Source organism: Streptococcus sanguinis (assembly GCF_013343115.1).
Classification (GTDB): domain Bacteria; phylum Bacillota; class Bacilli; order Lactobacillales; family Streptococcaceae; genus Streptococcus; species Streptococcus sanguinis_H.
Genome location: NZ_CP054570.1, coordinates 447321 through 469585 on the forward strand (window position 1 = coordinate 447321; position 22265 = coordinate 469585).

The window sequence follows — 22265 nt, forward strand, 5'->3', positions numbered from 1 at the left end:
TGTCGGCTTTTTCTAATAAGTCTCGGCTTGACAAGAAGGAGCTAGCTGGGCTATCATAGGGACGGAGGAAAAACAATGTTACAATTTATCGAATACCCAAAATGCTCTACCTGCCGCAAGGCCAAGGCTGAGCTCAATCAATTAGGAGTGGATTTTGAAGCGGTGGATATTGTCCAAAATACACCTAGCCGGGATCAGCTCCTAGACTGGATTCAGAACTCGGACTTTGAGATCAAGGCCTTTTTCAATACCAGCGGACTCAAATACCGTGAACTGGGACTCAAAGAACAGGTGCCACATTTGACAGCTCAGGAAGCTGCAGATTTATTATCGACAGACGGCATGCTGATTAAGCGACCGCTTCTGGTTCGAGATAACCAGATCTTGCAGATTGGCTACCGAAAGGCGTATGAAGAGTTGGGTTTGTGAAATATTAAGACCAGCTGCTTTCTCAATCATGTTTTTTGGATGCTTCTTCCTTTCATGATATAATAAATCTATCTCAATCTTAGAAAGAAGAATCATGGTTTTATCAAAAAAACGGGCTCGTCATGTGATTGAAGAGATTATTGCTCTTTTCCCTGACGCCAAGCCCAGTCTGGATTTTCGCAATCACTTTGAGCTTTTGGTAGCGGTCATGCTGTCGGCTCAGACGACGGATGCTGCTGTCAATAAGGCAACGCCGGCTTTATTTGAAGCCTATTCAAGTCCGCAGGAGATGGCTGCGGCTAGTGAAGCAGATATTGCTAAATACATCTCCCGTCTGGGTCTCTATCGAAACAAGGCTAAGTTTTTGAAGAAATGTGCCCAGCAGCTTTTGGACGACTTTGACGGTCAAGTACCACAAACGCGGGCAGAATTGGAGAGTTTAGCGGGAGTTGGTCGCAAGACGGCCAATGTAGTCATGAGTGTGGGATTTGGCGTTCCAGCCTTTGCTGTCGATACCCATGTGGAGCGCATCTGCAAGCACCATGATATCGTTAAAAAGTCGGCAACGCCACTGGAAGTAGAAAAGCGAGTTATGGATGTCCTTCCACCGGAACGTTGGCTGCCAGCCCATCAGGCCATGATTTACTTTGGACGTGCCATCTGCCATCCTAAAAATCCCGAGTGCGATCACTATCCGCAACTCTATAACTTTAAAGACATTTAAAAAGCGAGGTCTGATGACTTCGCTTTCTTATTCACTAAATCTTAAAAAATAACCATCTGGATCCAAAATCGCAAATTCATGGGGATAAATAAAGCTATCTCCCACTCGAAATTCTCTTTTCGTCAGAGGACGATGGATGGGATAGTCAGCTTCCAGTAGTTTTTGGTGGAGCTGAGGGACATCTTCAATGCCAAAGGAAATATTGACACCGCGCCCGAAAGGATAGGTTAGTTGGGCTAATTCTTCTACGCTGCCTTCTTCTAGCATAAGTTGGCAGTCTTCAAGTGAGAGGAAGAGAAATTTCTCCTCTGGACGCTCATATTGGACAGAGAATCCCAGCAAGTCGCAGTAGAAGTGGCGCGACTTTTCGATGTTGGATACCACAAATTCGGGAATGACAGCTTGATAGTCCATTCGTTTTCTCCTTAGAGCTCAATCTCCATGACAATCGGTGTGTGGTCTTGGCGCGCACCGGAGTCAATCATATCAGACTTGGTCACCTTGTCAGCTACACGGTTGCTTGTCAGCCAGTAGTCGATTCTCCAGCCTGTATTGTTGATTTTAGAAGTCTTGCTACGCTGCGCCCACCAAGTGTATTGGTTAGGGATATCGCCGTGTAAGTGGCGGAAGGTATCGGTGAAGCCTTTAGCCAGCAGGTTGGTGAAGCCAGCGCGCTCTTCGTCAGTAAAGCCTGGTGAACGGCGGTTGCTGGCTGGATTGGCCAAGTCGATTTCCTTGTGGGCCACATTATAGTCACCAGTTGCAAGTACTGGTTTTTGTTCATCTAGTGTTGCCAAGTATTCAGCGTATTTGGCATCCCAGACTTGACGGTCATCCAAACGTTTGAGGCCATCGCCAGCATTAGGCGTATAGACCTGTGTGACAAAGAAACCGTCAAATTCCAGCGTAATGATGCGGCCTTCAACATCCATGGTTGACGGAGCGCCGATTTCTGGGAAGGTTACGGTTGGCGTCAGTTCTTTTTTGTAGAGGAACATGGTTCCTGCATAGCCTTTGCGGGCCGGCTCTTGGGAGGAGCGCCAAGTGTTTTCATAGTCTGGGAAAAGATTTGTCAAAATTTCCAAGTGTTTTTTTGTTGGGCCAGACGCAGACAGTTTTGTTTCCTGAATGGCGATAACATCTGCATTTTCTGCTTGCAAGGTTTGAAGGACTGCTTGAGAGAGCTGAGCTCGGGCAGAATCACTGGTCAATGCAGCGTTGAGAGAGTCAATGTTCCAAGAGATGAGTTTCATAAAATTTCCTTTTCTAGTAAAATTTACTGAGTTTATTATAACAAAATTTAGAACTGATTTATAGCAAAGAGATTGTAAGAGACTTGAAAAAGTAGGAAAGATTTTCTATAATAGAGCGAGAAAATAGGGGGAAGCCATGAAATTCTATTCTTATGATTATGTTTTGAGTCAGATTAGCCAGCAAAACTGGGTGACAGTTGCGCTTTCTGTCTTGCTGTTGCTTGTGACAGGTTTTTTTGCTTTTAAGGCCTATCGCAATAAGCGTGATTCAAAATTTCGAGAACTAGCCATCATCTCTGTTTTGGCCTTGGTGGCCATGGTCTTGATTGGCATTAGCAATTTTCAGACTGACCAAGACTCTAACAACCAGTTTCAAACCTCTCTGCATTTTATTGAGGTTATTTCAGAAGACTTGGGTGTGGATAAGTCGGAGGTCTATGTCAATACTTCAGCCGCGACGGATGGAGCGATTTTGAAGGTCGGAAAGAACTTTTATCGGGCTATGAGCGGCAGTGAGCCGGATAAATATCTGCTTGAAAAAATTAACTTGCATAAGACGACAGATATAGAAATAGTGGAGGTTGAAAAATGACATTGAATTTTCTTGAAATCCTAATTAAACTAGCGCTGGGGCTTTTCTCACTAGTTTTTGTCATCAACGTGACGGGAAAAGGAAACCTGGCGCCTAATTCAGCGATCGACCAGATTCAAAACTATGTTCTTGGTGGTATTATCGGTGGGGTGATTTACAATAGCTCCATTAACATCCTCCAGTATGCGGTCATTCTCATCATGTGGACCATCCTGGTCTTAAGCCTGAAGTGTCTCAATAACAATGTCCGTGCGGTCAAGCATCTGATTGATGGTAAGCCGACAACGTTGATTAAGCATGGAGAACTGAGTCCCGAAGCCTGCCGTTCTGTTGGTCTTTCAGCAGCAGATGTAGCTTTGAAGTTGCGCAGCCAAGGTATTTTTCAGCTCAAGCAGGTCAAGCGAGCGGTTTTGGAGCAAAACGGCCAACTCATCATCGTACAGGCTGGTGAAGAGAATCCTAAATATCCCCTTATCACAGATGGTGTTGTCCAAATTGATATTCTGGAGTCTATTGATAAAACAGAAGAGTGGCTGGTGGATAGACTGGCTAAAGATGGATACACCGATATTTCAAATATCTTCATTGCTGAGTATGAAAGCGGCAATTTGAATGTTGTGACCTATTAAACCTAGAATATTTTCTAGGTTTTTTAATTGATTTTATTGTAAATGAATGTCTTTTCGCAAACTGAACAAAATATGATATAATGAAGTGCTATTAAAAAAGGTTTCATTAGCCTTGAAAGGATTAAAAATGACTGAAAAACAATCGTTTTATATTACAACCCCTATCTACTATCCGAGCGGTAAACTCCACATCGGGTCTGCCTATACGACCATTGCTTGTGATGTTCTGGCTCGCTACAAGCGTCTCATGGGCTACGATGTTTTCTATCTGACTGGCCTTGACGAGCATGGACAGAAGATTCAGCAAAAGGCTGAAGAAGCTGGTATCAGTCCTCAAGCTTATGTCGATGGGATGGCAGTTGGGGTCAAGGAACTCTGGAAACTGCTGGATATTTCTTACGATAAGTTTATCCGGACGACTGATGACTACCATGAAAAGGTTGTAGCCGATGTCTTTGAAAGACTCTTAGCCCAAGATGATATCTACTTGGGTGAATATTCAGGCTGGTATTCTGTATCTGATGAGGAATTCTTTACTGAAAGCCAGCTGGCAGAAGTCTTCCGTGATGAAAATGGAAAAGTAACTGGTGGAATCGCACCGTCTGGACATGAAGTGGAGTGGGTATCAGAAGAGTCTTATTTCCTCCGTCTCAGCAAGTACCAAGACCGCTTGGTAGAATTTTTCAAATCTCATCCTGACTTTATCACGCCGGACGGTCGTCTCAATGAAATGCTGAAAAACTTCATTGAGCCAGGTCTGGAAGACTTGGCTGTATCTCGGACGACCTTTACTTGGGGCGTGCCAGTGCCATCTAATCCTAAACACGTAATTTATGTCTGGATTGATGCCCTGCTTAACTATGCGACTGCTCTTGGCTACGGTCAGGATGATCACGCTAACTACGATAAATTCTGGAATGGAACAGTCTTCCACATGGTGGGCAAGGACATTCTGCGTTTTCACTCTATCTACTGGCCAATCCTTCTTATGATGCTTGATATTAAGCTGCCCGACCGCTTGATTGCTCACGGCTGGTTTGTCATGAAGGATGGCAAGATGTCCAAGTCTAAGGGCAATGTGGTCTATCCCGAAATGCTGGTAGAACGCTATGGTTTGGATGCATTGCGTTATTACCTCATGCGCAGTCTTCCTGTTGGTTCAGACGGAACCTTCACTCCTGAGGACTATATAGGTCGGATCAACTATGAATTGGCCAATGACCTCGGAAACCTCCTCAACCGTACGGTTTCTATGATTAATAAGTATTTTGATGGTCAAGTGCCAACTTATGAAGAAAATGTGACAGACTTTGATGGAGCTTTGGCTCAGGTAGCAGCTCAATCTATTGCTGACTACTACAAACACATGGATGCAGTAGACTACCCACGCGCCCTAGAAGCAGTCTGGACGCTCATCTCCCGTACCAATAAATATATCGATGAAACCGCTCCTTGGGTTCTGGCTAAGGATGATTCCAAGGTCAAAGAACTGGCAGCAGTCATGAGCCACTTGGTAGCCAGCCTTCGTGTTGTGGCACACATGATTGAGCCTTTCATGATGGAAACCAGCAAGGCAGTCCTCAGCCAACTTGGCTTGCCTCAAGCAGCTTCGCTGGAAAACCTAGCAATTGACCAGCTCCCAGCAGGCCTGACAGTTGTAGAAAAAGGAACACCAATCTTCCCACGTCTGGATATGGAAGAAGAAATTGCCTATATCAAGGGACAAATGGAAGGCAACAAACCTGCGGTTGAAAAAGAATGGAATCCAGAAGAAGTCGAGCTCAAACTTAACCGCAAGGAAATCAAGTTTGACGACTTTGATAAGGTAGAAATCCGTGTCGCAGAAGTCAAAGAGGTGTCTAAGGTTGAAGGTTCTGACAAGCTTCTTCAGTTCCGCTTGGATGCAGGAGACGGTGAGGACCGCCAAATCCTCTCTGGTATTGCTAAATACTATCCAAATGAGCAAGAATTGGTCGGTAAGAAAGTCCAAATCGTAGCCAACCTCAAACCGCGCAAAATGATGAGCCGCATCAGCCAAGGTATGATTCTATCAGCCGAGCACGGCGACCAACTGACTCTCCTTACCGTGGACGAAAAGGTCCCAAATGGAAGTTTGATTGGATAGCAATATTTGATTGAAGGCTAAGCTTCACAAAAAGAATTTTTGACTTTGTTCGATAATGTTCCCCTAGCAGGAGGCTGCTGGGGGATTTTTGATGTAATATTCTTTTTGAAACCGCTTGACAAAAGGTATATATATTTATATAATTTTTATTGAAAAAGTTTTAGGAGTTATATTATGAAAATAGTAAAAATTGCATCACTTATTTTGTTGTTGCTTTTAATTGTCATTCTCTTTCCGCTGAACCCTTATTTAGCAGCTTTTCTAGCTATTATTAGCCTTGGAGCAGCATTTTTGATTCGGAGGAGGTAGTATAATGAAAATAGTTAAGGATTTCATAAAAAAAGTTTTGGGGGCTAAGGTTTACATATGGATTGTGGTAGCCGTTCTTGCTATCTTTTTTGTTGTTGCGAAAACTTATAATATCATTGGATTTTTCCAGGGTAAAAACGCTTCAGATGAGCGAAGCCAAATCTATACTCAAATCACTCGCTTAGAGAAAGTCAAAGAAAGTGTTTTTTTGGATGTAGGGATTCAAAAGGTTGAAACGATTGAGAAAGATAAAAAAATACCTGGTACCAATTTCAGTATTCCACTGTCTGTTAAGAAAGCTATTATCATTCTAAATTACACGGCTAAATTTGGAATTAAAGAAAGAATTAAGATTAAGAAAATTGCTGAACATGAGTACGAGCTAACTATACCTAAATATGAAGTCATAGGTGTAGAGGTCTCAGATAATCCAAAAGATCGATACAAACTCTATGATATGAGCGGACAGCTATTGAGCGGTTCAACGGAAAATATTGATACTGGAGAGCATGTTGCTAAATCTCTTAGCAATAAAGAACAAGAAGGGTATATTAAACAGTATAAAAATCTTATTACGGAATCGGCAGAAGACTATTATACAAATATCGTGACTAGTATTGACCCAGATGCTAAAGTGACCTTTAAATATGTAAACCAATAGGAAACAAAATTTCTTTATAGTGATACAGTTTAGCTGATAGTGAAATGTATCGTTCTATCAACTTGGGAAAGCATCTTGCACATCATTGCAAGGTGTTTTTTTATGTCCTATAGCATATCGTAAACCCCTCAATTTTGTTTAAAACAAACAAATAATATGGAAAAAAACAGAGAAATGAGTTATAATAAACAAAACTAGAGTGTAGAGAGGGAATAGTATGGGTAAAAATCAGAGACAGGGCGAAATAGTTAAGCTGGTGGATCGAGCTGGGACGGTGACGGTTGCTGAGATTGTAGAGAGTATGAAGGTCTCCGACATGACGGTTCGGCGGGACTTGATTGAGTTGGAAAGTAAAGGGCTGCTGACTCGTGTTCACGGTGGGGCTAAAAGTAATCAGCATCTCAAGTACAGAGAAATCCCTCATGAAGAGAAGCTTTATCAGAATATCGAGGCCAAGCGGACCGTTGCCAAGAAGGCTGTGGAGCTGATTGAAGATGGCGATACTATTTTTCTTGGACCAGGGACTTCTGTAGAAGTGCTGGCTGAGGAAATCAGCAATCAGCACTTGCGCGTGATTACCAACTGCCTGCCGATCTTTCATGATCTTCTGAAGAAGAAGTCGGATACCTTCAAAGTCTTTCTACTTGGTGGGGAGATGCGGGAAGCGACTCAAGCCTTTGTCGGCGAGATGACCAATGCCATCATGGATAAGATGTATTTTACCAAGATGTTTTTCAGCGGCAATGGTATCAAAAATGGTCAGATTATGACTTCTTCTTTTGAAGAAGCCTACACCCAGAAGCTAGCTTTGGAGCGCTCGACAGAGACCTACCTACTGATTGATTCTTCTAAGATTGGCAAGGAAGATTTCACTTCTATCTGTCCTTTGGCAGATATTACAGCTGTTATCACGGACCAGATGTCTGAAAATGCTCAGGAAGAACTGGAAGTTTATACCAAGATTATTTCCTAGTTTATTTTAAATGGATGAAAAAAATATCAAAAAGCTCTTTTTAGGGCTTTTTTTGTTTATTTTAATCATCTTTAAAAATATTTTGATTAAAATAAACAAAAATATGTTGACAAATAACTTTTAAAGGAGTATAGTATGCTTATAGGAAACAGAAAGTGTTTTTTATAAACAATATTCTGTGCAAAAAATCAAACAAAGGAGAATGCTCATGGCAATTATTATTGGAGCAGATGCTGCTGGAAGCAAGCTGAAAGATGTGGTCAAGGATTTTCTCGTCGGAGAAAACTTTGAAGTGGTGGATGTGACGAAAGAAGGTCAAGATTTTGTTGATGTGACCCTTGCAGTTGCGGCTGAGGTGAATAAACAAGAGGAAAATCTTGGTATTGTCATTGACGCTTATGGTGCTGGTCCATTTATGGTAGCGACCAAAATCAAAGGTATGGTAGCGGCGGAAGTCTCAGATGAACGCTCTGCCTACATGACTCGCGGCCATAACAACTCTCGCATGGTTACAATGGGAGCTGAAATCGTTGGTGAAGGTCTGGCTAAGAATATTGCCAAAGGCTTTGTCAATGGGAAATACGACGGTGGCCGCCACCAAATCCGGGTCGACATGCTCAACAAGATGTGCTAAGAAAAGGAGAAATCAAATGAAAATTGCAATTGGATGTGACCATATCGTTACCAATGAAAAAATGGCAGTCTCAGATTTTCTAAAATCAAAAGGCTATGAAGTTCTTGATTTTGGAACTTATGACCATACACGTACTCACTACCCAATCTTTGGTAAAAAAGTAGGGGAGGCAGTCGTTAGTGGACAAGCTGATCTTGGTGTTTGTATCTGTGGTACAGGTGTCGGTATCAACAACGCTGTAAATAAAGTTCCTGGTGTTCGTTCAGCTTTGGTACGTGACATGACTTCAGCGCTCTATGCTAAAGAAGAGCTCAACGCCAACGTTATCGGTTTTGGCGGAAAAATCACTGGTGAGCTCCTTATGTGTGACATCATTGAAGCTTTCATTCATGCGGAGTACAAGCCAACTGAAGAAAATAAAAAATTGATCGCAAAAATTGAGCACGTTGAGACTCACAATGCTCATCAAACAGATGCCAACTTCTTTACAGAATTTCTTGAAAAATGGGATCGTGGAGAGTACCACGACTAGTGAGGTAGCCAGATGATTCTTACAGTGACCATGAATCCTTCTATCGATATTTCCTATCCTTTAGAAGAATTGAAAATAGATACTGTTAATCGTGTTGCGGAAGTCAGTAAAACAGCGGGCGGCAAAGGCCTCAACGTAACCAGGGTCTTGGCAGAAATTGGAGACAATGTCGCTGCGACGGGACTGATTGGTGGGACCAATGGTGAATTTCTCTTGCGGAATCTTCATCAAGCTGTACGGCCATTATTTTATAATATTTCGGGAGATACGAGGAATTGCATTGCAATCTTACATGAAGGTAAACAAACAGAAATCCTGGAAGCCGGTCCGACTATTACAGCGGATGAGGCAAATGGTTTTTTACATCATTTTAAATCATTAATGGAATCAGCTGAAGTAGTTAGCATCTCGGGAAGTCTACCAGCCGGTTTACCTGTTGAATATTATATTCAATTGGTTGAAATTGCTAATCAAGCTGGCAATAAGGTGGTGCTGGATTGCTCTGGAGCTGCTCTGGAAGCTGTGCTCAAATCAGATGTCAAACCAACTGCCATCAAACCTAATAATGAGGAACTTTCTCAGTTGTTGGGTCGCGACGTTTCCAAAGATTTGGATGAGTTAAAAGCTGTCCTTTCAGAATCGCTATTTGAAGGAATCGAGTGGATTATCGTATCACTCGGTGCAGATGGCGCTTTTGCCAAACACTGGGATACTTTCTATAAAGTAGATATCCCTAAAATCCAAGTAGTCAATCCAGTTGGCTCCGGGGACTCAACTGTTGCAGGGATTTCTTCGGCTTTGAGTCTTCGCTTAGATGATGCTTCCTTATTGAAGAAAGCAAATGTTCTCGGCATGCTCAATGCTCAAGAAAAAATGACCGGTCATGTCAATGTTACAAACTACGACGGCCTATACAATCAAATCACAGTAAAAGAGGTATAAAGAATGGTATTAACAGAACAAAAACGCAAGTACATGGAAAAACTCTCTGATGAGAATGGCATCATTTCTGCCTTGGCGTTTGACCAACGTGGTGCTTTGAAACGTCTCATGGCTCAACACCAGGAAGCAGAACCAACAGTAGCTCAAATGGAAGAACTGAAAGTTTTGGTCGCAGAAGAGCTGACTCCTTACGCTTCGTCTATGCTGTTGGATCCTGAGTATGGACTGCCTGCTACGAAAGCTTTGGACAAGAATGCAGGCTTGCTATTGGCCTATGAAAAGACAGGCTATGATACTTCTAGCACCAAGCGCCTGCCAGACTGTCTGGATGTTTGGTCAGCAAAACGTATCAAAGAACAAGGTGCGGATGCAGTGAAATTCCTCCTTTACTATGACGTAGACAGCTCAGAAGAACTCAACCAGCAAAAGCAGGCTTATATCGAGCGTGTGGGTTCTGAGTGTGTGGCAGAAGATATTCCTTTCTTCCTTGAAATCTTGGCTTACGATGAAAAGATTGCGGATGCTTCCAGCGCTGAGTACGCTAAAGTGAAACCTCACAAGGTTATCGGTGCCATGAAGGTCTTCTCAGATCCACGTTTCAACATTGATGTCTTGAAAGTGGAAGTTCCAGTCAATGTTAAATACGTTGAAGGCTTTGGCGATGGTGAAGTGGTTCATACTAAAGAACAAGCTGCTGCCTTCTTCAAGGAACAGGATGAAGCAACTAACCTGCCATACATCTATTTGAGTGCTGGTGTATCTGCAAAACTCTTCCAAGAAACACTTGTGTTTGCTCATGAGTCAGGTGCTAACTTCAACGGCGTTCTTTGCGGACGGGCGACTTGGGCTGGCAGTGTCAAAGACTACATTGAGCAAGGCGAAGAAGCAGCTCGCAAGTGGCTTCGTACAACTGGATTTGAAAATATTGATGAGCTCAACAAGGTTCTTCAAAAAACAGCTACCTCTTGGAAAGAAAGAGCCTAAAATTTGTTAAAAAATAAATAAAGTAAGGGTTTACATTCTTGAACTGATATGCTATAATGAAATCAGAAATTGAATAGGGTGAGCGTTACTAAGTTGGATTAGGCGTGACCGCAAATAAATTGAGGGAAGATCTAGCCTCGGTTTGTTTGTGGTCTTTTTGTTTTGCCAGAACCCTAGAAAATGAAGAGGAGGAGATATGTATCGAATCATACATCCTATGAACAACAATGTTGCTCTAGCCAAACATGAAAATGGTGAAGAGGTTGTTCTGATTGGCAGTGGTATAGCCTTTAATAAAAAGAAGGGTGATATCGTTCTTGAAAGTAAGATTGAGAAAATCTTTCGCCTAAGAACGGAAGAGTCTAAAGAAAACTTTGTGGCCTTGCTCAAAGATGTTCCGCTGGACTTTATCACAGTGACCTATGATGTGATTGACACCCTTTCTAAGAAGTATGATTACCCTGTTCAGGAGTACATCTATGTCACGCTGACGGATCACATCTACTGTTCTTATCAGGCTGTGCAGCAGGGGCGGTACAAGGAGAGTGATCTGCCGGATGCTTCGGACAAATACCCTGTCCCTTATCAGATTGCTCAGGAAGCAGTAGCGATATACCGCGAGCGGTTGTTGGATCATTTCCCTAGCGACGAGGTCAATCGCATTGCCTATCACTTTATCAATGCTGAAGGGGAGACCAATCCTGAGGGGCAAAGTCACTTGGGCAAGCGAAAAGATATTCTGGCTGCTGTTGAGGCAGAGCTGAAGAAAAATGGCATTAAAAGAAGTGCAGAAAACAGCAACTTTTATGACCGTTTTATGATTCACCTGAACTACTTTTTGGACTATCTGGACAGAAGCCGTGATGACAATGTTTCCCTGCTGGAAATGGAAAGTCAGATCCAGATGACCTATCCTCAAGCCTATCAGGTCGGAAGTGATATTTACCACATCATTGCCCAGAAGACGGGAATTGATTTATATCGTAGCGAACGGGTCTACCTAGTGCTGCATATCCAACGCCTTTTATAATAGCAAATAATAATAAAATTTCACATAAGAATACAAGGAGGAACTATCATGAATAGAGAAGAAGTAACATTGCTCGGTTTTGAAATTGTGGCCTACGCTGGTGACGCTCGATCCAAGCTCCTGGAAGCTTTGAAAGCCGCAGAGGCTGGGGATTTTGCCAAGGCAGATGCCTTGGTAGAAGAAGCAAATGGCTGCATCGCTGAAGCACACCATGCTCAGACCAGTCTTTTGACAAAAGAAGCGGCTGGTGAGGACTTGGCTTACAGTGTGACCATGATGCACGGTCAAGATCACTTAATGACTACTATTTTGCTAAAAGACATGATGCACCATTTGATTGAATTATATAAAAGAGGAGTAAAATAATGAACAAACTCATCGGACTTATTGAGAAAGGGAAGCCTTTCTTTGAGAAGATTTCTCGGAATATCTATCTCCGTGCCATTCGGGATGGCTTTATCGCTGGTATGCCAGTCATCCTCTTCTCATCTATCTTTATCTTGATTGCCTATGTGCCAAATGCTTGGGGCTTCCACTGGTCTAAGGATATTGAAACTTTCCTAATGACTCCTTATAGCTATTCAATGGGGATTCTGGCTTTCTTTGTGGGTGGGACCACTGCAAAGGCTTTGACAGACTCTGTCAACCGCGACCTGCCTGCGACAAACCAGATTAACTTCTTGTCTACTATGCTGGCTTCTATGGTCGGCTTCCTCCTCATGGCAGCTGAGCCTGCCAAGGAAGGCGGCTTCCTAACTGCCTTCATGGGAACGAAAGGTCTTTTGACAGCTTTCATCGCAGCCTTTGTTACGGTTAATGTCTACAAAGTTTGCGTGAAAAATAATGTCACCATTCGCATGCCAGAAGAAGTTCCACCAAATATCTCGCAAGTATTTAAAGACTTGATTCCATTTACTGTCTCAGTCGTTCTGCTCTACGGTTTGGAACTGCTTGTTAAAGCAAGTCTGGGAGTAACGGTTGCTGAATCCATCGGAACACTTCTCGCTCCGCTTTTCTCAGCGGCAGATGGCTATCTGGGAATCACGCTTATCTTTGGTGCTTATGCTTTCTTTTGGTTTGTGGGAATTCACGGTCCATCTATCGTTGAGCCTGCCATTGCTGCCATTACTTATGCCAATATCGATGCCAACTTGGCTCTGGTACAAGCTGGTCAGCATGCGGATAAGGTCATCACTTCTGGTACGCAAATGTTTATCGTTACTATGGGTGGTACTGGTGCGACCTTGATTGTTCCATTCCTCTTCATGTGGATCTGTAAGTCCGAGCGTAACCGTGCAATTGGACGGGCATCTGTTGTCCCAACTTTCTTTGGTGTAAATGAGCCAATTCTCTTTGGTGCTCCAATCGTACTGAATCCAATTTTCTTCATTCCATTTATCTTTGCACCTATCGCAAACGTATGGATTTTCAAATTCTTTGTTGATACTTTGAACATGAACTCCTTCTCAGCTAACCTTCCTTGGGTGACACCTGGACCTCTGGGAATTGTGCTGGGTACCAACTTCCAGCTTCTGTCCTTTGTTCTTGCAGCCCTTCTTGTTGTAGTGGATGTGATTATTTACTATCCATTTGTCAAGGTTTACGACGAACAAATCCTAGAAGAAGAACGTTCCGGCAAAGCTAACGATGCTCTTAAAGAAAAAGTAGCAGCTAACTTTAATACTGCTAAAGCAGACGCTATCCTTGAAAAAGCAGGAGTGGATGAAGAAGCTCCATCTCAAAACAATATAAGCGAAGAAACCAATGTTCTGGTGCTCTGTGCAGGCGGTGGTACTAGCGGATTGCTGGCCAACGCTTTGAATAAAGCAGCAGCTGAATACAATGTTCCTGTCAAAGCAGCAGCTGGCGGCTACGGTGCTCACCGTGAAATGTTGCCTGAGTTTGATCTCGTTATCCTGGCTCCTCAAGTTGCTTCCAACTTTGAAGATATGAAAGCGGAAACAGATAAATTAGGCATCAAGCTAGCTAAGACTGAAGGCGGCCAATACATCAAACTAACCCGTGATGGCAAAGGGGCGCTTGCCTTCGTTCAGGAGCAATTTAACAACTAAATCTGTTTATTTGAGATGAAGCAACTTGATAAGAATGTCATCAAGCTTGACTTCATCTCAAAGGCTATTGAAAGGAAAATAAGATGACAAAAAGTTTACCTAAAGATTTTATTTTCGGTGGTGCAACAGCGGCCTATCAAGCTGAGGGAGCAACCCACACAGATGGAAAAGGACCTGTTGCCTGGGATAAATACCTAGAGGATAACTACTGGTATACGGCAGAACCTGCCAGCGACTTTTACCACAAATACCCTGTGGATCTGAAATTGGCTGAAGAGTATGGTGTCAATGGTATTCGGATTTCCATTGCTTGGTCACGGATTTTCCCGACAGGCTATGGCGAGGTCAATCCAAAAGGTGTGGAATTTTACCATAATCTTTTCGCAGAATGCCACAAACGCCATGTAGAACCTTTTGTGACCCTCCACCACTTTGATACACCAGAGGCCCTTCATTCAAATGGCGATTTCCTCAATCGAGAAAATATTGAGCACTTTGTGGACTATGCGGCTTTCTGTTTTGAAGAATTTCCAGAAGTTCGCTATTGGACGACTTTCAATGAAATTGGTCCTATTGGTGATGGTCAGTACTTAGTCGGAAAATTCCCGCCGGGTATCCAGTATGACTTGGCCAAGGTTTTCCAATCCCATCACAATATGATGGTCTCACATGCCCGTGCTGTTAAGCTCTATAAGGACAAGGGTTACAAGGGTGAAATCGGTGTCGTTCATGCACTTCCGACAAAATATCCTTATGATCTAGAAAATCCAGCAGATGTCAGAGCAGCAGAGTTGGAAGATATTATCCATAACAAGTTTATCCTAGATGCGACTTATCTGGGGCACTATTCAGATGTAACTCTGGCAGGAGTAAATCATATCCTTAAGGTCAATGGTGGTCAGCTGGATCTACGAGATGAAGACTTTGCGGCTTTAGAAGCAGCTAAAGATCTTAATGACTTCCTTGGCATCAACTACTATATGAGTGACTGGATGCGCGACTTTGACGGTGAAACAGAAATTATCCATAACGGTAAAGGCGAAAAGGGAAGCTCCAAGTACCAGATTAAGGGTGTAGGGCGCAGAGAATCTCCAACTCATATTCCGAAAACTGATTGGGATTGGATTATCTATCCGCAAGGCCTCTATGATCAGATCATGCGGATTAAGAAGGATTATCCCAACTACAAGAAGATTTATATCACAGAAAATGGTCTGGGTTATAAGGATGAATTTGTGGACAATACGGTTTACGACGATGCTAGGATTGATTACGTCAAGCAGCATCTGGAAGTTTTATCCGATGCGATTGCGGATGGGGCTAATGTCAAGGGCTACTTTATCTGGTCTCTGATGGATGTCTTTTCTTGGTCTAACGGTTATGAAAAACGTTACGGCTTATTCTACGTAGACTTCGAAACGCAAGAACGCTATCCAAAGAAATCCGCTCACTGGTATAAGAAATTAGCTGAAACACAAATGATTGAATAGGCAAAAAAACTCCCATCCTTAGCTGAATGAAATCGGCTAGAATAGGAGTTTTTTTTATTCTTCATCATCTGTAAATTCTAGGATGTCTCCGGGCTGGCAATCAAGGGCTTGACAGATAGCATTGAGGGTGCTAAAGCGGATAGCCTTGGCCTTGCCCGTTTTGAGAATGGAAAGGTTGGCGTTGGTAATACCGATGATATCGGCCAGTTCACCTAGTTTCATCTTTTTCTTGGCCAGTTGGACATCAAGATTAACGATAATCATGATAGCAGCCTCCTAGATGGTAAATTCATTCTCTTCAGCTATATCAATCCCCTTTTCCAGAATTTTCATCATCAGCCAAATAATCAGAGCACCCAAGAGAGGTGTAAAGCTCATACTGGCGTTAAAAGAGAAGGGGAGGGTGATGGGATTGCCTGATGCAGCAACCTTAACGGAAAGAAAGGTCAGAGCCAAAAAGACTTTCCATGCCTTATCAGCTAGTTGCGTGTTTGATGAATCAAAAATCTTTCCACCAATCAAATTTTTGATAAAATTACGAGCAAGATATATGAGATAAATAGTCAAAGAAGCTGTGAGAAGATTTATAACAAAGGCTAGAATACTCCACAAATTTGAAAAATCAACTGAGGGCAGAAATTGAACATTGAGCTTTATTCCCAACCTGTCGGAAAGACCGGTGTAAGAAATCACACTTAGGATAGTAAGAAACACCAGAATAGCAGTATAACCCACTATGATAAGGTTTAATAGAGTAACAATATCTTTGAGCAAAGAGTTATTTTTTAATTCAATCTTTTTCATGATGCTTACCTCTATCGAAAATCAGCCGGCAGTAGATTTTCTTTTCCTTTTATTCTTATTATAATCTATTTTTTATTGTATTTCAAGAAAAAAATATCGAAAAACGATAAATACAAAAATAAATTTCCTTCTATCATAAAAGTAATTCCTTATTTTTTATGCTATACTGTTTTCAAATTAATTCAAGGAGGAAAAAATGGGAATTTTTGATTTCTTTAAAAAACAGTCGGAAAATCAGGAAGCTGAGGAAGTTGTCTATGAAGAGTACGAAGAAGTAGTAGAGGATGTCGAGCCGGTAGAAGATTATGTGGAGGCTCCGGGATGGGAAGCCATCTCAACAGAATTTGCTCGGATATATAATAATCAAGAGCCGGTAGACCATATTGAGGCCATTGTAAAATGGCGTTTTGGCGGGCCGGATCCGCTGGATGGTGTAGATGTCTATGATGCAGGTGACTCTTGGCATTTGGTTAGTTATGGCTTGTCTGAGCTGTATGAAAAGCTCAGTGAAGATCCAAACTATAGTGGCTATGGTTTTGAATTTACCATGCGACTGAAGAAAGGAAACTACCAAGCTAATGATGAATTTATCAATATCGTCACGATTTTTCAGGAGTTGGCGCGCCGGACCTTTGAGACCGGAGAGGTTTATCAGCCTTTTGAGTACATTTATACTGGACAGCTTCTTGGCTTTGACCGTGAACAGGAGTCTGCTTTGACAGGTTTTATCACGGTTCCGGATGTAGAAGCCCAGCCTTTGGAGACAGTCCACGGCCGGGTAGATTTTATTGAGTTGGTTGGTGTGACAGATGCAGAATTACAGCAAATCCTCAATGAAGAAGAGACTGCCCAAGGCCTCTACGCTCGCTTGGGCAGCGACCTAACAGACTATGGTCGGCAGTCGCTTGTTGGATGACGAGTTTTCTGCAACTTTTTGACAGCTTATTAGTTTTATTCTATAATGAAATTAATTATTATTTAAGGAGATAAAAATGAAAAAAATTTTTTCAGCCAGCGTGGCTCTTTTAGCAGCAGTTACCTTAGCAGCATGTTCAAATAATCATTCATCCGTTACTTCTAAATCTTCAGAAAGAAAGGCTGCTTCTAGCTCAGTTAAAAAGTCTTCAAAATCAAGCAGTAAAGAAAGTAACTCAAGCAGCTCAAGCACTTCGTCAAGTGCCAATTTAGAAACACCTGACTTTGTCTTGGTTACAGACGAAGAAATCGCTAATGCAACAACAATTGGCGATTTGAAAACCGTGTACAATAAGCTTGCGGATAATTACATCAAATATAGTGGAGAAATTAAAGAAAAACTCCCCGAGTCTGAAAGAGCAGATTTTGACCAAGAAGCGGAAGAAGGTTTGAAAGCTTTTGAGGAATCAAAACAGACTCTTAGTGATCAATTATCTCAGTATGGTTCAGATGATTTAGAAGTTCCAGCAGAAGTACGAGATCCGTTCCTGCAGAACTTAAAAGAGAAACGTGATAAACTGGTAAATGTTTTGAAAATGTCTTATATTTTTGTTTCAAACATGCCTAAAAAACAGTAAGATTGATGATTGAAATTAGTCCTTATTCTCTGGAGAAGATTTTTACTAATCAGGCAGATCTCCCAATCTGTATCTTGGTTCAGCTCCATACCTTACTAGACAATAAAACATCAGGGGCAACCTTATCGTTGCTCCTGATGTTTTATACTCTTTATTTAAATTTAAAGCCTTCATAGACCAGATCTGCTTTAGGATTGGTCTTTTTAAATTCGTTGGCTAGTTTATCCATCATCTTGACAGGTCCGCACATGAAGACAGTAGTTTTGTCGTCCAAAGGATAATTCTTGAAGTCTAAATAGCCGGAGACCTTGCTATCGACCAAATGAAGATCAAACTGCGGATTCTTGGCTGCGTAGTCTTTGAGTAGGTCTAGGTAGACTGCATTTTCAGCTCCAGTGTAAGCATAGTAGAAGCTGACTGGACGATTCAGATTAGGATTTTCTCGGATATAGGAGATGAAGGGCGTAATGCCAATCCCACCAGCAATCCAGATTTGTTTTTCCTGCCCTTGGTCCAGAATCATGTGACCATAAGCTCGGTCAATGGTGACCTTGGTTCCCTCTTGGATCTTGTCATAAAGTTTCTTAGTGTGATCGCCAGAGTTCTTGATAGTAAAGTAGACGATATTGTCATGGCCGCCAGAGATAGAGAAAGGATGTGGCGCTTGTTCAAATCCTTCTTGGAAAATCTTGACGAAGGCAAACTGACCGTACTGATAGTCTAGCTTTTGACTGAGTTGGATTTTCAACTCCACGGTATCGTGGTTCAGTCGTTTGACCTGCAGAATTTTCCCCAGATGTCGAAAGGCCAAACTTTGATAGAGGAAGATGATATAAAAGCCAGAAGCTAAACCGATGATAGCGTAGAATCCGACTACGAAGCCTAGCAAGGTCGGTGTCAGGAGTCGACCGCCCATCAGCATATAAGCATGAAAGAGACCAAAGATATAGGCCAGATACACAAAGCGGTGAATCCAGCGCCAAGCCTCATATTTGATGTGCTTGCCGAGATAGGCCACCAGAACAATGCTGACAAAGAGATAGATGCCGACATTCCCAAGCTGGGCTGCCAGATGAGAGCCCCAGAGACTGCCACCCATGGCAACATTGTGGAGAGCAAGAAGAACAACGGAAAAGATAGCTGTAAACTTATGATAAGCATACATCTTTTCGATGCCGTGGAACCATTTTTCCAAAAGGGCGTTCCGAGTCGCAAGTAAAAAGGTCAGCGAGAGGGTAGTCAAGGCCAGACCGGGTACGATAAAGTTGGTCATCCCAGCTGAAGCCCAAGCATAGATGGTCAGGATTATGCTGACAGCAATAAGGGCAATTCCTTTGATAGATTTCATGATGGTTTCCTTTCTGATTTTTATTACTACTTAGTTGTAAATAGGTTTGTTACATTCTAACAAAGAAAAAACAAGCTGTCAAGATAAGAGCTTGTTTGGTTTTTGGGATAGATAGGTCAAGTCTTCCGTTAGCCAAGCTAGTGGGACTTTTGCGATTTTACTCGTGAACTTCTGTAGCAGTCTCTTCCACTTTATCAGTCTCAGACTGGCCGAAAGGCAACTGCTTGCTCCAGCGTGATAGGTTTTCTCGGATATCTTTGCCAATTTCAGAAAGATTAGGTATGCTAATGTCATCCTTCCAGCTTTGAACACGCATATTCAGCAGGAGCTTGGACAAGCGCAGCAGCATGTCACGTTCTTGGTCTGTTAGGGATTGAGCATTTTTCAGGATATCGAGGACTTTGTTAAAGTTTTCAACATTGGACAGTTCGTCGACAGATTGGATACCAGCATCTAAAATCAGTCCGAAAAAGAGGTCGAAAAAGTCTTTAAGTTCTTCATCTGAAACGGTGCTGACCCAATTTTTAAAAGTCTTGTCTATCTGCAGGCTCTCTGCATCTAGTGTATCCAGCAATAGGAAAGAGTCTCCCTTGATTTTCCACGAAAAGGTATCGTGCTGGGCAAAGCCGCCGATGGCACTGCTTTTGACAATCCTTGCTTCCTTGGGTGTTTCCAGCATCATGCCGACGATGGAGTTCTGAGGCAGGTAGCGTTTCATCCTTTCAACCACAGTCTGATAGCCATCGCTTTCGATGACAGAGTGATTGAGACCAGGAGAGTCATAGCTGTAGATGGCTTCAATGCGGTCTTGGAGCGATGCTTCCATCTGACTGGCTGCATAAGAAGCTAGGTTTCCCCCTTTGGAATGGCCGGTTAGGATAAAGTTACCGGGCAGGTTTTCTAAGGCGTTTTGCAGATAGCGGGCGGCCATTTTCTGAGCAGGGATTTGAGCCATATAGGTCATGTGGAAGTCTTCCTTCCAGCCGACAATGGAGTCGTCTGTGCCGCGAAAGACCAGGACATAGGTATCAGGCTTGACTTTGAAAATCAAGGCAGCGAATTGCTTCTGGATATCTTGGTCAACGTCATTGACATAGCCCATCAGTTTTAGATTTTTAAAGCGGGTAGAGGCTGCGGCCAAATCCAGCAGTTTTAGTCGGTTTTTGCTGACCATCATGGAGAGGTCACGCGGTACTTGATCGGCCAAATCCAGCAGCCGGCAGTCGCAGTAGGGGGACATGTCTTCATGCACTAGTTGGTCAAAAGGCAAGTAGGTCATCTCTGTCAGAATTAGCAGATCCAGTTCATTGAAAGGTTTATCATAAATGCTGTCATGCTGCACTTCTTCAAGGTAAGTAAAAATATTGCTCATGTTATATCTCCAATTTCTACTAGTTAGTATAGCATATTTTTCTGATAGAATTTCTCTTTTCCAGAAAAATCCTACCTTAGACCGAGGATGATAAACAAGCAATCGCATTTTTTGGTATAATGTTACTAGTAAGAAATCGGGAGGGAAAGATGCACAAGATTTTACTAGTAGAAGATGATCCAGTCATTCGTCAGATGATTAAGAAAATGCTGGAACAGTGGGGCTTTCAGGTAGTGGCAGTCGAGGACTTTATGGATGTGCTGACTGTCTTTGTTCGAGAGGAGCCGCATCTGGTGCTGATGGATATCGGCCTGCCCTTATTTAACGGCTATCACTGGTGTCAGGAAATCCGCAAGATTTCAACGGTGCCCATCATGTTTCTGTCTTCTCGCGATCAGTCCATGGACATTGTCATGGCTATCAATATGGGGGCAGATGACTATGTGACCAAACCTTTTGACAATAATGTCTTTCTGGCTAAGGTTCAGGGCTTGCTGCGCCGTTCCTATGAGTTTGGAAACGACCAGAGTCTCCTGGAGCACCAGGGTGTCATTCTTAATCTCAAGTCGACAGATCTGGTTTTTGATGGGAAAGTGGTGACCTTGACCAAGAACGAATTTCAGATTTTGCGGGTCCTCTTTGAGCACGCAGATGGTATCGTAGCGCGTGATGATCTGATGAAGGAACTCTGGAACAGCGATTTTTTCATCGATGACAATACCCTATCGGTCAATGTGGCTCGCCTGCGTAAGAAGCTTGAAGAGCACGGACTGAAGAATTTCATCGAAACCAAAAAAGGAATAGGATACGGTCTCATCAATGGACATACAGGATAAATTTTTCTTTCTTAAGTCTTACCTTTATTCGCGGCGATTTTTTTTAGCTCTGCTGATTTTGCTGCTAGGTTTTATTCTGCTCTTTGCCTTTGTCTTTGATACTTACCGCAGTCTGCTGGAATATGTCGCGCTCTTGCTGGCTTTTCTGTCTTTCTTGTTTATCGGAGCAGATGCTTGGACGTCCTTTAAGGGCTATCGCAGCCAGAAGCTGCAGGCATCTGCTCAGGCTCAGACTCCTCTAGAAAAGCTTTTGCAGGAACGAGTGGAAGAGCTGGAGTACGAGCAGAAGAATCAGCTCTTGGTTGAGCAGGAAAAATACAATGATTTGCTGGACTACTATACTCTTTGGGTTCATCAAGTCAAGACACCTATTGCAGCCAGCTCGCTCTTGATTGGAGACTTGAAGGATAAGGAAACCAAGTCTCAGTTGGAGCAGGAGCTCTTTAAAATTGAGTCCTACGTTCATCTGGTGCTCCAGTACCTCCGTCTAGAAAGCTTCCATGACGATCTAGTGCTGAAGCAGGAAAATCTGGCTGATTTGGTCAGAGAAGTAGTCAAGAAATACGCTCTTTTCTTTATTCAGCAAGGACTCAGCCTCAATCTTCATGACCTAGACCACACGATTGTCACTGATAAAAAGTGGTTTCTAGTGATTTTGGAGCAGGTCCTATCCAATAGTCTTAAATACACCAAAGAAGGCAGCATAGAGATTTATTTTCACGAGGGCAGCCTCTACATTAAGGACACGGGTTTGGGGATTCAAAATGCTGATTTGCTGCGGGTTTTTGAGCGTGGTTTCTCAGGTTACAACGGTCGTTTGACCCAGCAGTCATCAGGCTTAGGTCTTTATCTGTCCAAGAAAATTGCTGACCAGTTGGGACACAAGATTTCTATAGACTCTCAAGTTGGTCAGGGAACGACGGTTTCCATCGCCTTTCCTGAGAAGAAATTGATCTTTGAGTAGGAGGAAGAA

General features: G+C 42.7%; 26 protein-coding genes. 20 read left to right on the forward strand and 6 right to left on the reverse strand.

Translation table 11 applies throughout. The annotated features are described in order from the left end of the window. Positions 1–75: 75 nt before the first annotated feature. Together FOC72_RS02215 and nth are read left to right on the forward strand one after the other, a co-directional pair. Positions 76–429, forward strand: a complete 354-nt coding sequence (locus FOC72_RS02215) for an arsenate reductase family protein (protein ID WP_002894697.1) — start codon at positions 76–78, stop codon at positions 427–429. A gap of 94 nt (positions 430–523) precedes the next feature. Then, positions 524–1153, forward strand: a complete 630-nt coding sequence (gene nth, locus FOC72_RS02220; RefSeq protein WP_002894698.1) for an endonuclease III — start codon at positions 524–526, stop codon at positions 1151–1153. Between the two features lie 27 nt (positions 1154–1180). Here nth and FOC72_RS02225 read toward each other — a convergent pair whose 3' ends face one another. Together FOC72_RS02225 and FOC72_RS02230 are read right to left on the reverse strand one after the other, a co-directional pair. Continuing rightward, positions 1181–1567, reverse strand: a complete 387-nt coding sequence (locus tag FOC72_RS02225) for a bleomycin resistance protein (protein ID WP_002894702.1) — start codon at positions 1565–1567, stop codon at positions 1181–1183. A gap of 11 nt (positions 1568–1578) precedes the next feature. Continuing rightward, positions 1579–2406, reverse strand: a complete 828-nt coding sequence (locus tag FOC72_RS02230; RefSeq protein ID WP_002894705.1) for an exodeoxyribonuclease III — start codon at positions 2404–2406, stop codon at positions 1579–1581. Positions 2407–2542: 136 nt separating this feature from the next. On the opposite strand from FOC72_RS02230, the gene FOC72_RS02235 reads away from it, so the two are divergent. The 14 genes from FOC72_RS02235 to lacG all read left to right on the forward strand — a co-directional run bounded on the left by FOC72_RS02235 (position 2543) and on the right by lacG (position 15379). Further along, positions 2543–2998, forward strand: coding sequence for a DUF3290 family protein (locus FOC72_RS02235; RefSeq protein ID WP_002894708.1), 456 nt, complete (start codon positions 2543–2545; stop codon positions 2996–2998). Further along, the gene (locus tag FOC72_RS02240; RefSeq protein WP_002894710.1) at positions 2995–3627 is read left to right on the forward strand and encodes a DUF421 domain-containing protein; all 633 of its coding nucleotides are present in this window, start codon (positions 2995–2997) and stop codon (positions 3625–3627) included. Before FOC72_RS02235 ends, FOC72_RS02240 begins: the two co-directional genes overlap by 4 nt. A gap of 127 nt (positions 3628–3754) precedes the next feature. Beyond that, a complete protein-coding gene (metG, locus tag FOC72_RS02245; RefSeq protein ID WP_032914071.1) occupies positions 3755–5752 on the forward strand; it encodes a methionine--tRNA ligase in 1998 nt (665 codons plus the stop codon). A gap of 174 nt (positions 5753–5926) precedes the next feature. Next, positions 5927–6061 (forward strand): hypothetical protein, encoded by a 135-nt coding sequence (locus tag FOC72_RS11635; RefSeq protein WP_002894713.1) that lies wholly within the window; start codon positions 5927–5929, stop codon positions 6059–6061. Positions 6062–6065: 4 nt separating this feature from the next. After that, positions 6066–6722 carry a DUF4230 domain-containing protein gene (locus FOC72_RS02250; protein ID WP_002894715.1) on the forward strand — a complete coding sequence of 219 codons (657 nt, stop codon included), beginning with the start codon at positions 6066–6068 and terminating at the stop codon, positions 6720–6722. 217 nt (positions 6723–6939) lie between these two features. Further along, a complete protein-coding gene (locus FOC72_RS02255) occupies positions 6940–7695 on the forward strand; it encodes a DeoR/GlpR family DNA-binding transcription regulator (protein ID WP_002894718.1) in 756 nt (251 codons plus the stop codon). Between the two features lie 208 nt (positions 7696–7903). Continuing rightward, positions 7904–8329, forward strand: coding sequence for a galactose-6-phosphate isomerase subunit LacA (gene lacA / locus FOC72_RS02260; RefSeq protein ID WP_032914074.1), 426 nt, complete (start codon positions 7904–7906; stop codon positions 8327–8329). Positions 8330–8345: 16 nt separating this feature from the next. Beyond that, on the forward strand, positions 8346–8861 hold the full coding sequence (gene lacB / locus FOC72_RS02265) for a galactose-6-phosphate isomerase subunit LacB (protein WP_002894723.1): 516 nt from the start codon (positions 8346–8348) through the stop codon (positions 8859–8861). 12 nt (positions 8862–8873) lie between these two features. Further along, positions 8874–9803 (forward strand): tagatose-6-phosphate kinase, encoded by a 930-nt coding sequence (locus tag FOC72_RS02270; protein ID WP_002894725.1) that lies wholly within the window; start codon positions 8874–8876, stop codon positions 9801–9803. Between the two features lie 3 nt (positions 9804–9806). Then, positions 9807–10787: a tagatose-bisphosphate aldolase gene (gene lacD / locus FOC72_RS02275; protein WP_002894728.1), complete on the forward strand. Its 981-nt coding sequence runs from the start codon at positions 9807–9809 to the stop codon at positions 10785–10787. A 196-nt stretch (positions 10788–10983) separates the two neighbouring features. After that, entirely contained in the window at positions 10984–11817 is an 834-nt protein-coding gene (locus tag FOC72_RS02280) for a PRD domain-containing protein (RefSeq protein WP_002894731.1), read from the forward strand. A 48-nt stretch (positions 11818–11865) separates the two neighbouring features. Next, a complete protein-coding gene (locus tag FOC72_RS02285; RefSeq protein WP_002894735.1) occupies positions 11866–12183 on the forward strand; it encodes a PTS lactose/cellobiose transporter subunit IIA in 318 nt (105 codons plus the stop codon). Continuing rightward, entirely contained in the window at positions 12183–13889 is a 1707-nt protein-coding gene (locus FOC72_RS02290) for a lactose-specific PTS transporter subunit EIIC (RefSeq protein ID WP_002894736.1), read from the forward strand. Before FOC72_RS02285 ends, FOC72_RS02290 begins: the two co-directional genes overlap by 1 nt. Before the next feature lie 83 nt (positions 13890–13972). Beyond that, a complete protein-coding gene (gene lacG, locus FOC72_RS02295) occupies positions 13973–15379 on the forward strand; it encodes a 6-phospho-beta-galactosidase (protein ID WP_002894737.1) in 1407 nt (468 codons plus the stop codon). Positions 15380–15433: 54 nt separating this feature from the next. On the opposite strand, the gene FOC72_RS02300 is transcribed toward lacG, so the two are convergent. Together FOC72_RS02300 and FOC72_RS02305 are read right to left on the reverse strand one after the other, a co-directional pair. Next, complete coding sequence (locus FOC72_RS02300) at positions 15434–15643, reverse strand: helix-turn-helix domain-containing protein (protein WP_002894739.1); 210 nt, start codon at positions 15641–15643, stop codon at positions 15434–15436. Between the two features lie 12 nt (positions 15644–15655). Continuing rightward, the gene (locus FOC72_RS02305) at positions 15656–16183 is read right to left on the reverse strand and encodes a DUF2975 domain-containing protein (RefSeq protein WP_002894740.1); all 528 of its coding nucleotides are present in this window, start codon (positions 16181–16183) and stop codon (positions 15656–15658) included. Positions 16184–16379: 196 nt separating this feature from the next. Between FOC72_RS02305 and FOC72_RS02310 the strand changes: the two genes are divergently transcribed. Further along, complete coding sequence (locus tag FOC72_RS02310; RefSeq protein WP_002894743.1) at positions 16380–17099, forward strand: suppressor of fused domain protein; 720 nt, start codon at positions 16380–16382, stop codon at positions 17097–17099. Positions 17100–17175: 76 nt separating this feature from the next. Further along, complete coding sequence (locus tag FOC72_RS02315; protein WP_002899828.1) at positions 17176–17736, forward strand: hypothetical protein; 561 nt, start codon at positions 17176–17178, stop codon at positions 17734–17736. Positions 17737–17887: 151 nt separating this feature from the next. Here the strand turns inward: FOC72_RS02315 and FOC72_RS02320 are convergent, their stop codons facing one another. Together FOC72_RS02320 and FOC72_RS02325 are read right to left on the reverse strand one after the other, a co-directional pair. After that, on the reverse strand, positions 17888–19084 hold the full coding sequence (locus FOC72_RS02320; RefSeq protein WP_002894750.1) for a ferredoxin reductase family protein: 1197 nt from the start codon (positions 19082–19084) through the stop codon (positions 17888–17890). Between the two features lie 157 nt (positions 19085–19241). Beyond that, positions 19242–20456 (reverse strand): DUF2974 domain-containing protein, encoded by a 1215-nt coding sequence (locus FOC72_RS02325; protein WP_032910379.1) that lies wholly within the window; start codon positions 20454–20456, stop codon positions 19242–19244. Between the two features lie 149 nt (positions 20457–20605). Between FOC72_RS02325 and FOC72_RS02330 the strand changes: the two genes are divergently transcribed. Continuing rightward, positions 20606–21292, forward strand: a complete 687-nt coding sequence (locus FOC72_RS02330; protein WP_023916543.1) for a response regulator transcription factor — start codon at positions 20606–20608, stop codon at positions 21290–21292. Further along, positions 21276–22256, forward strand: a complete 981-nt coding sequence (locus tag FOC72_RS02335) for a sensor histidine kinase (RefSeq protein WP_002894757.1) — start codon at positions 21276–21278, stop codon at positions 22254–22256. Before FOC72_RS02330 ends, FOC72_RS02335 begins: the two co-directional genes overlap by 17 nt. The last annotated feature ends 9 nt before the right edge of the window (positions 22257–22265 follow it).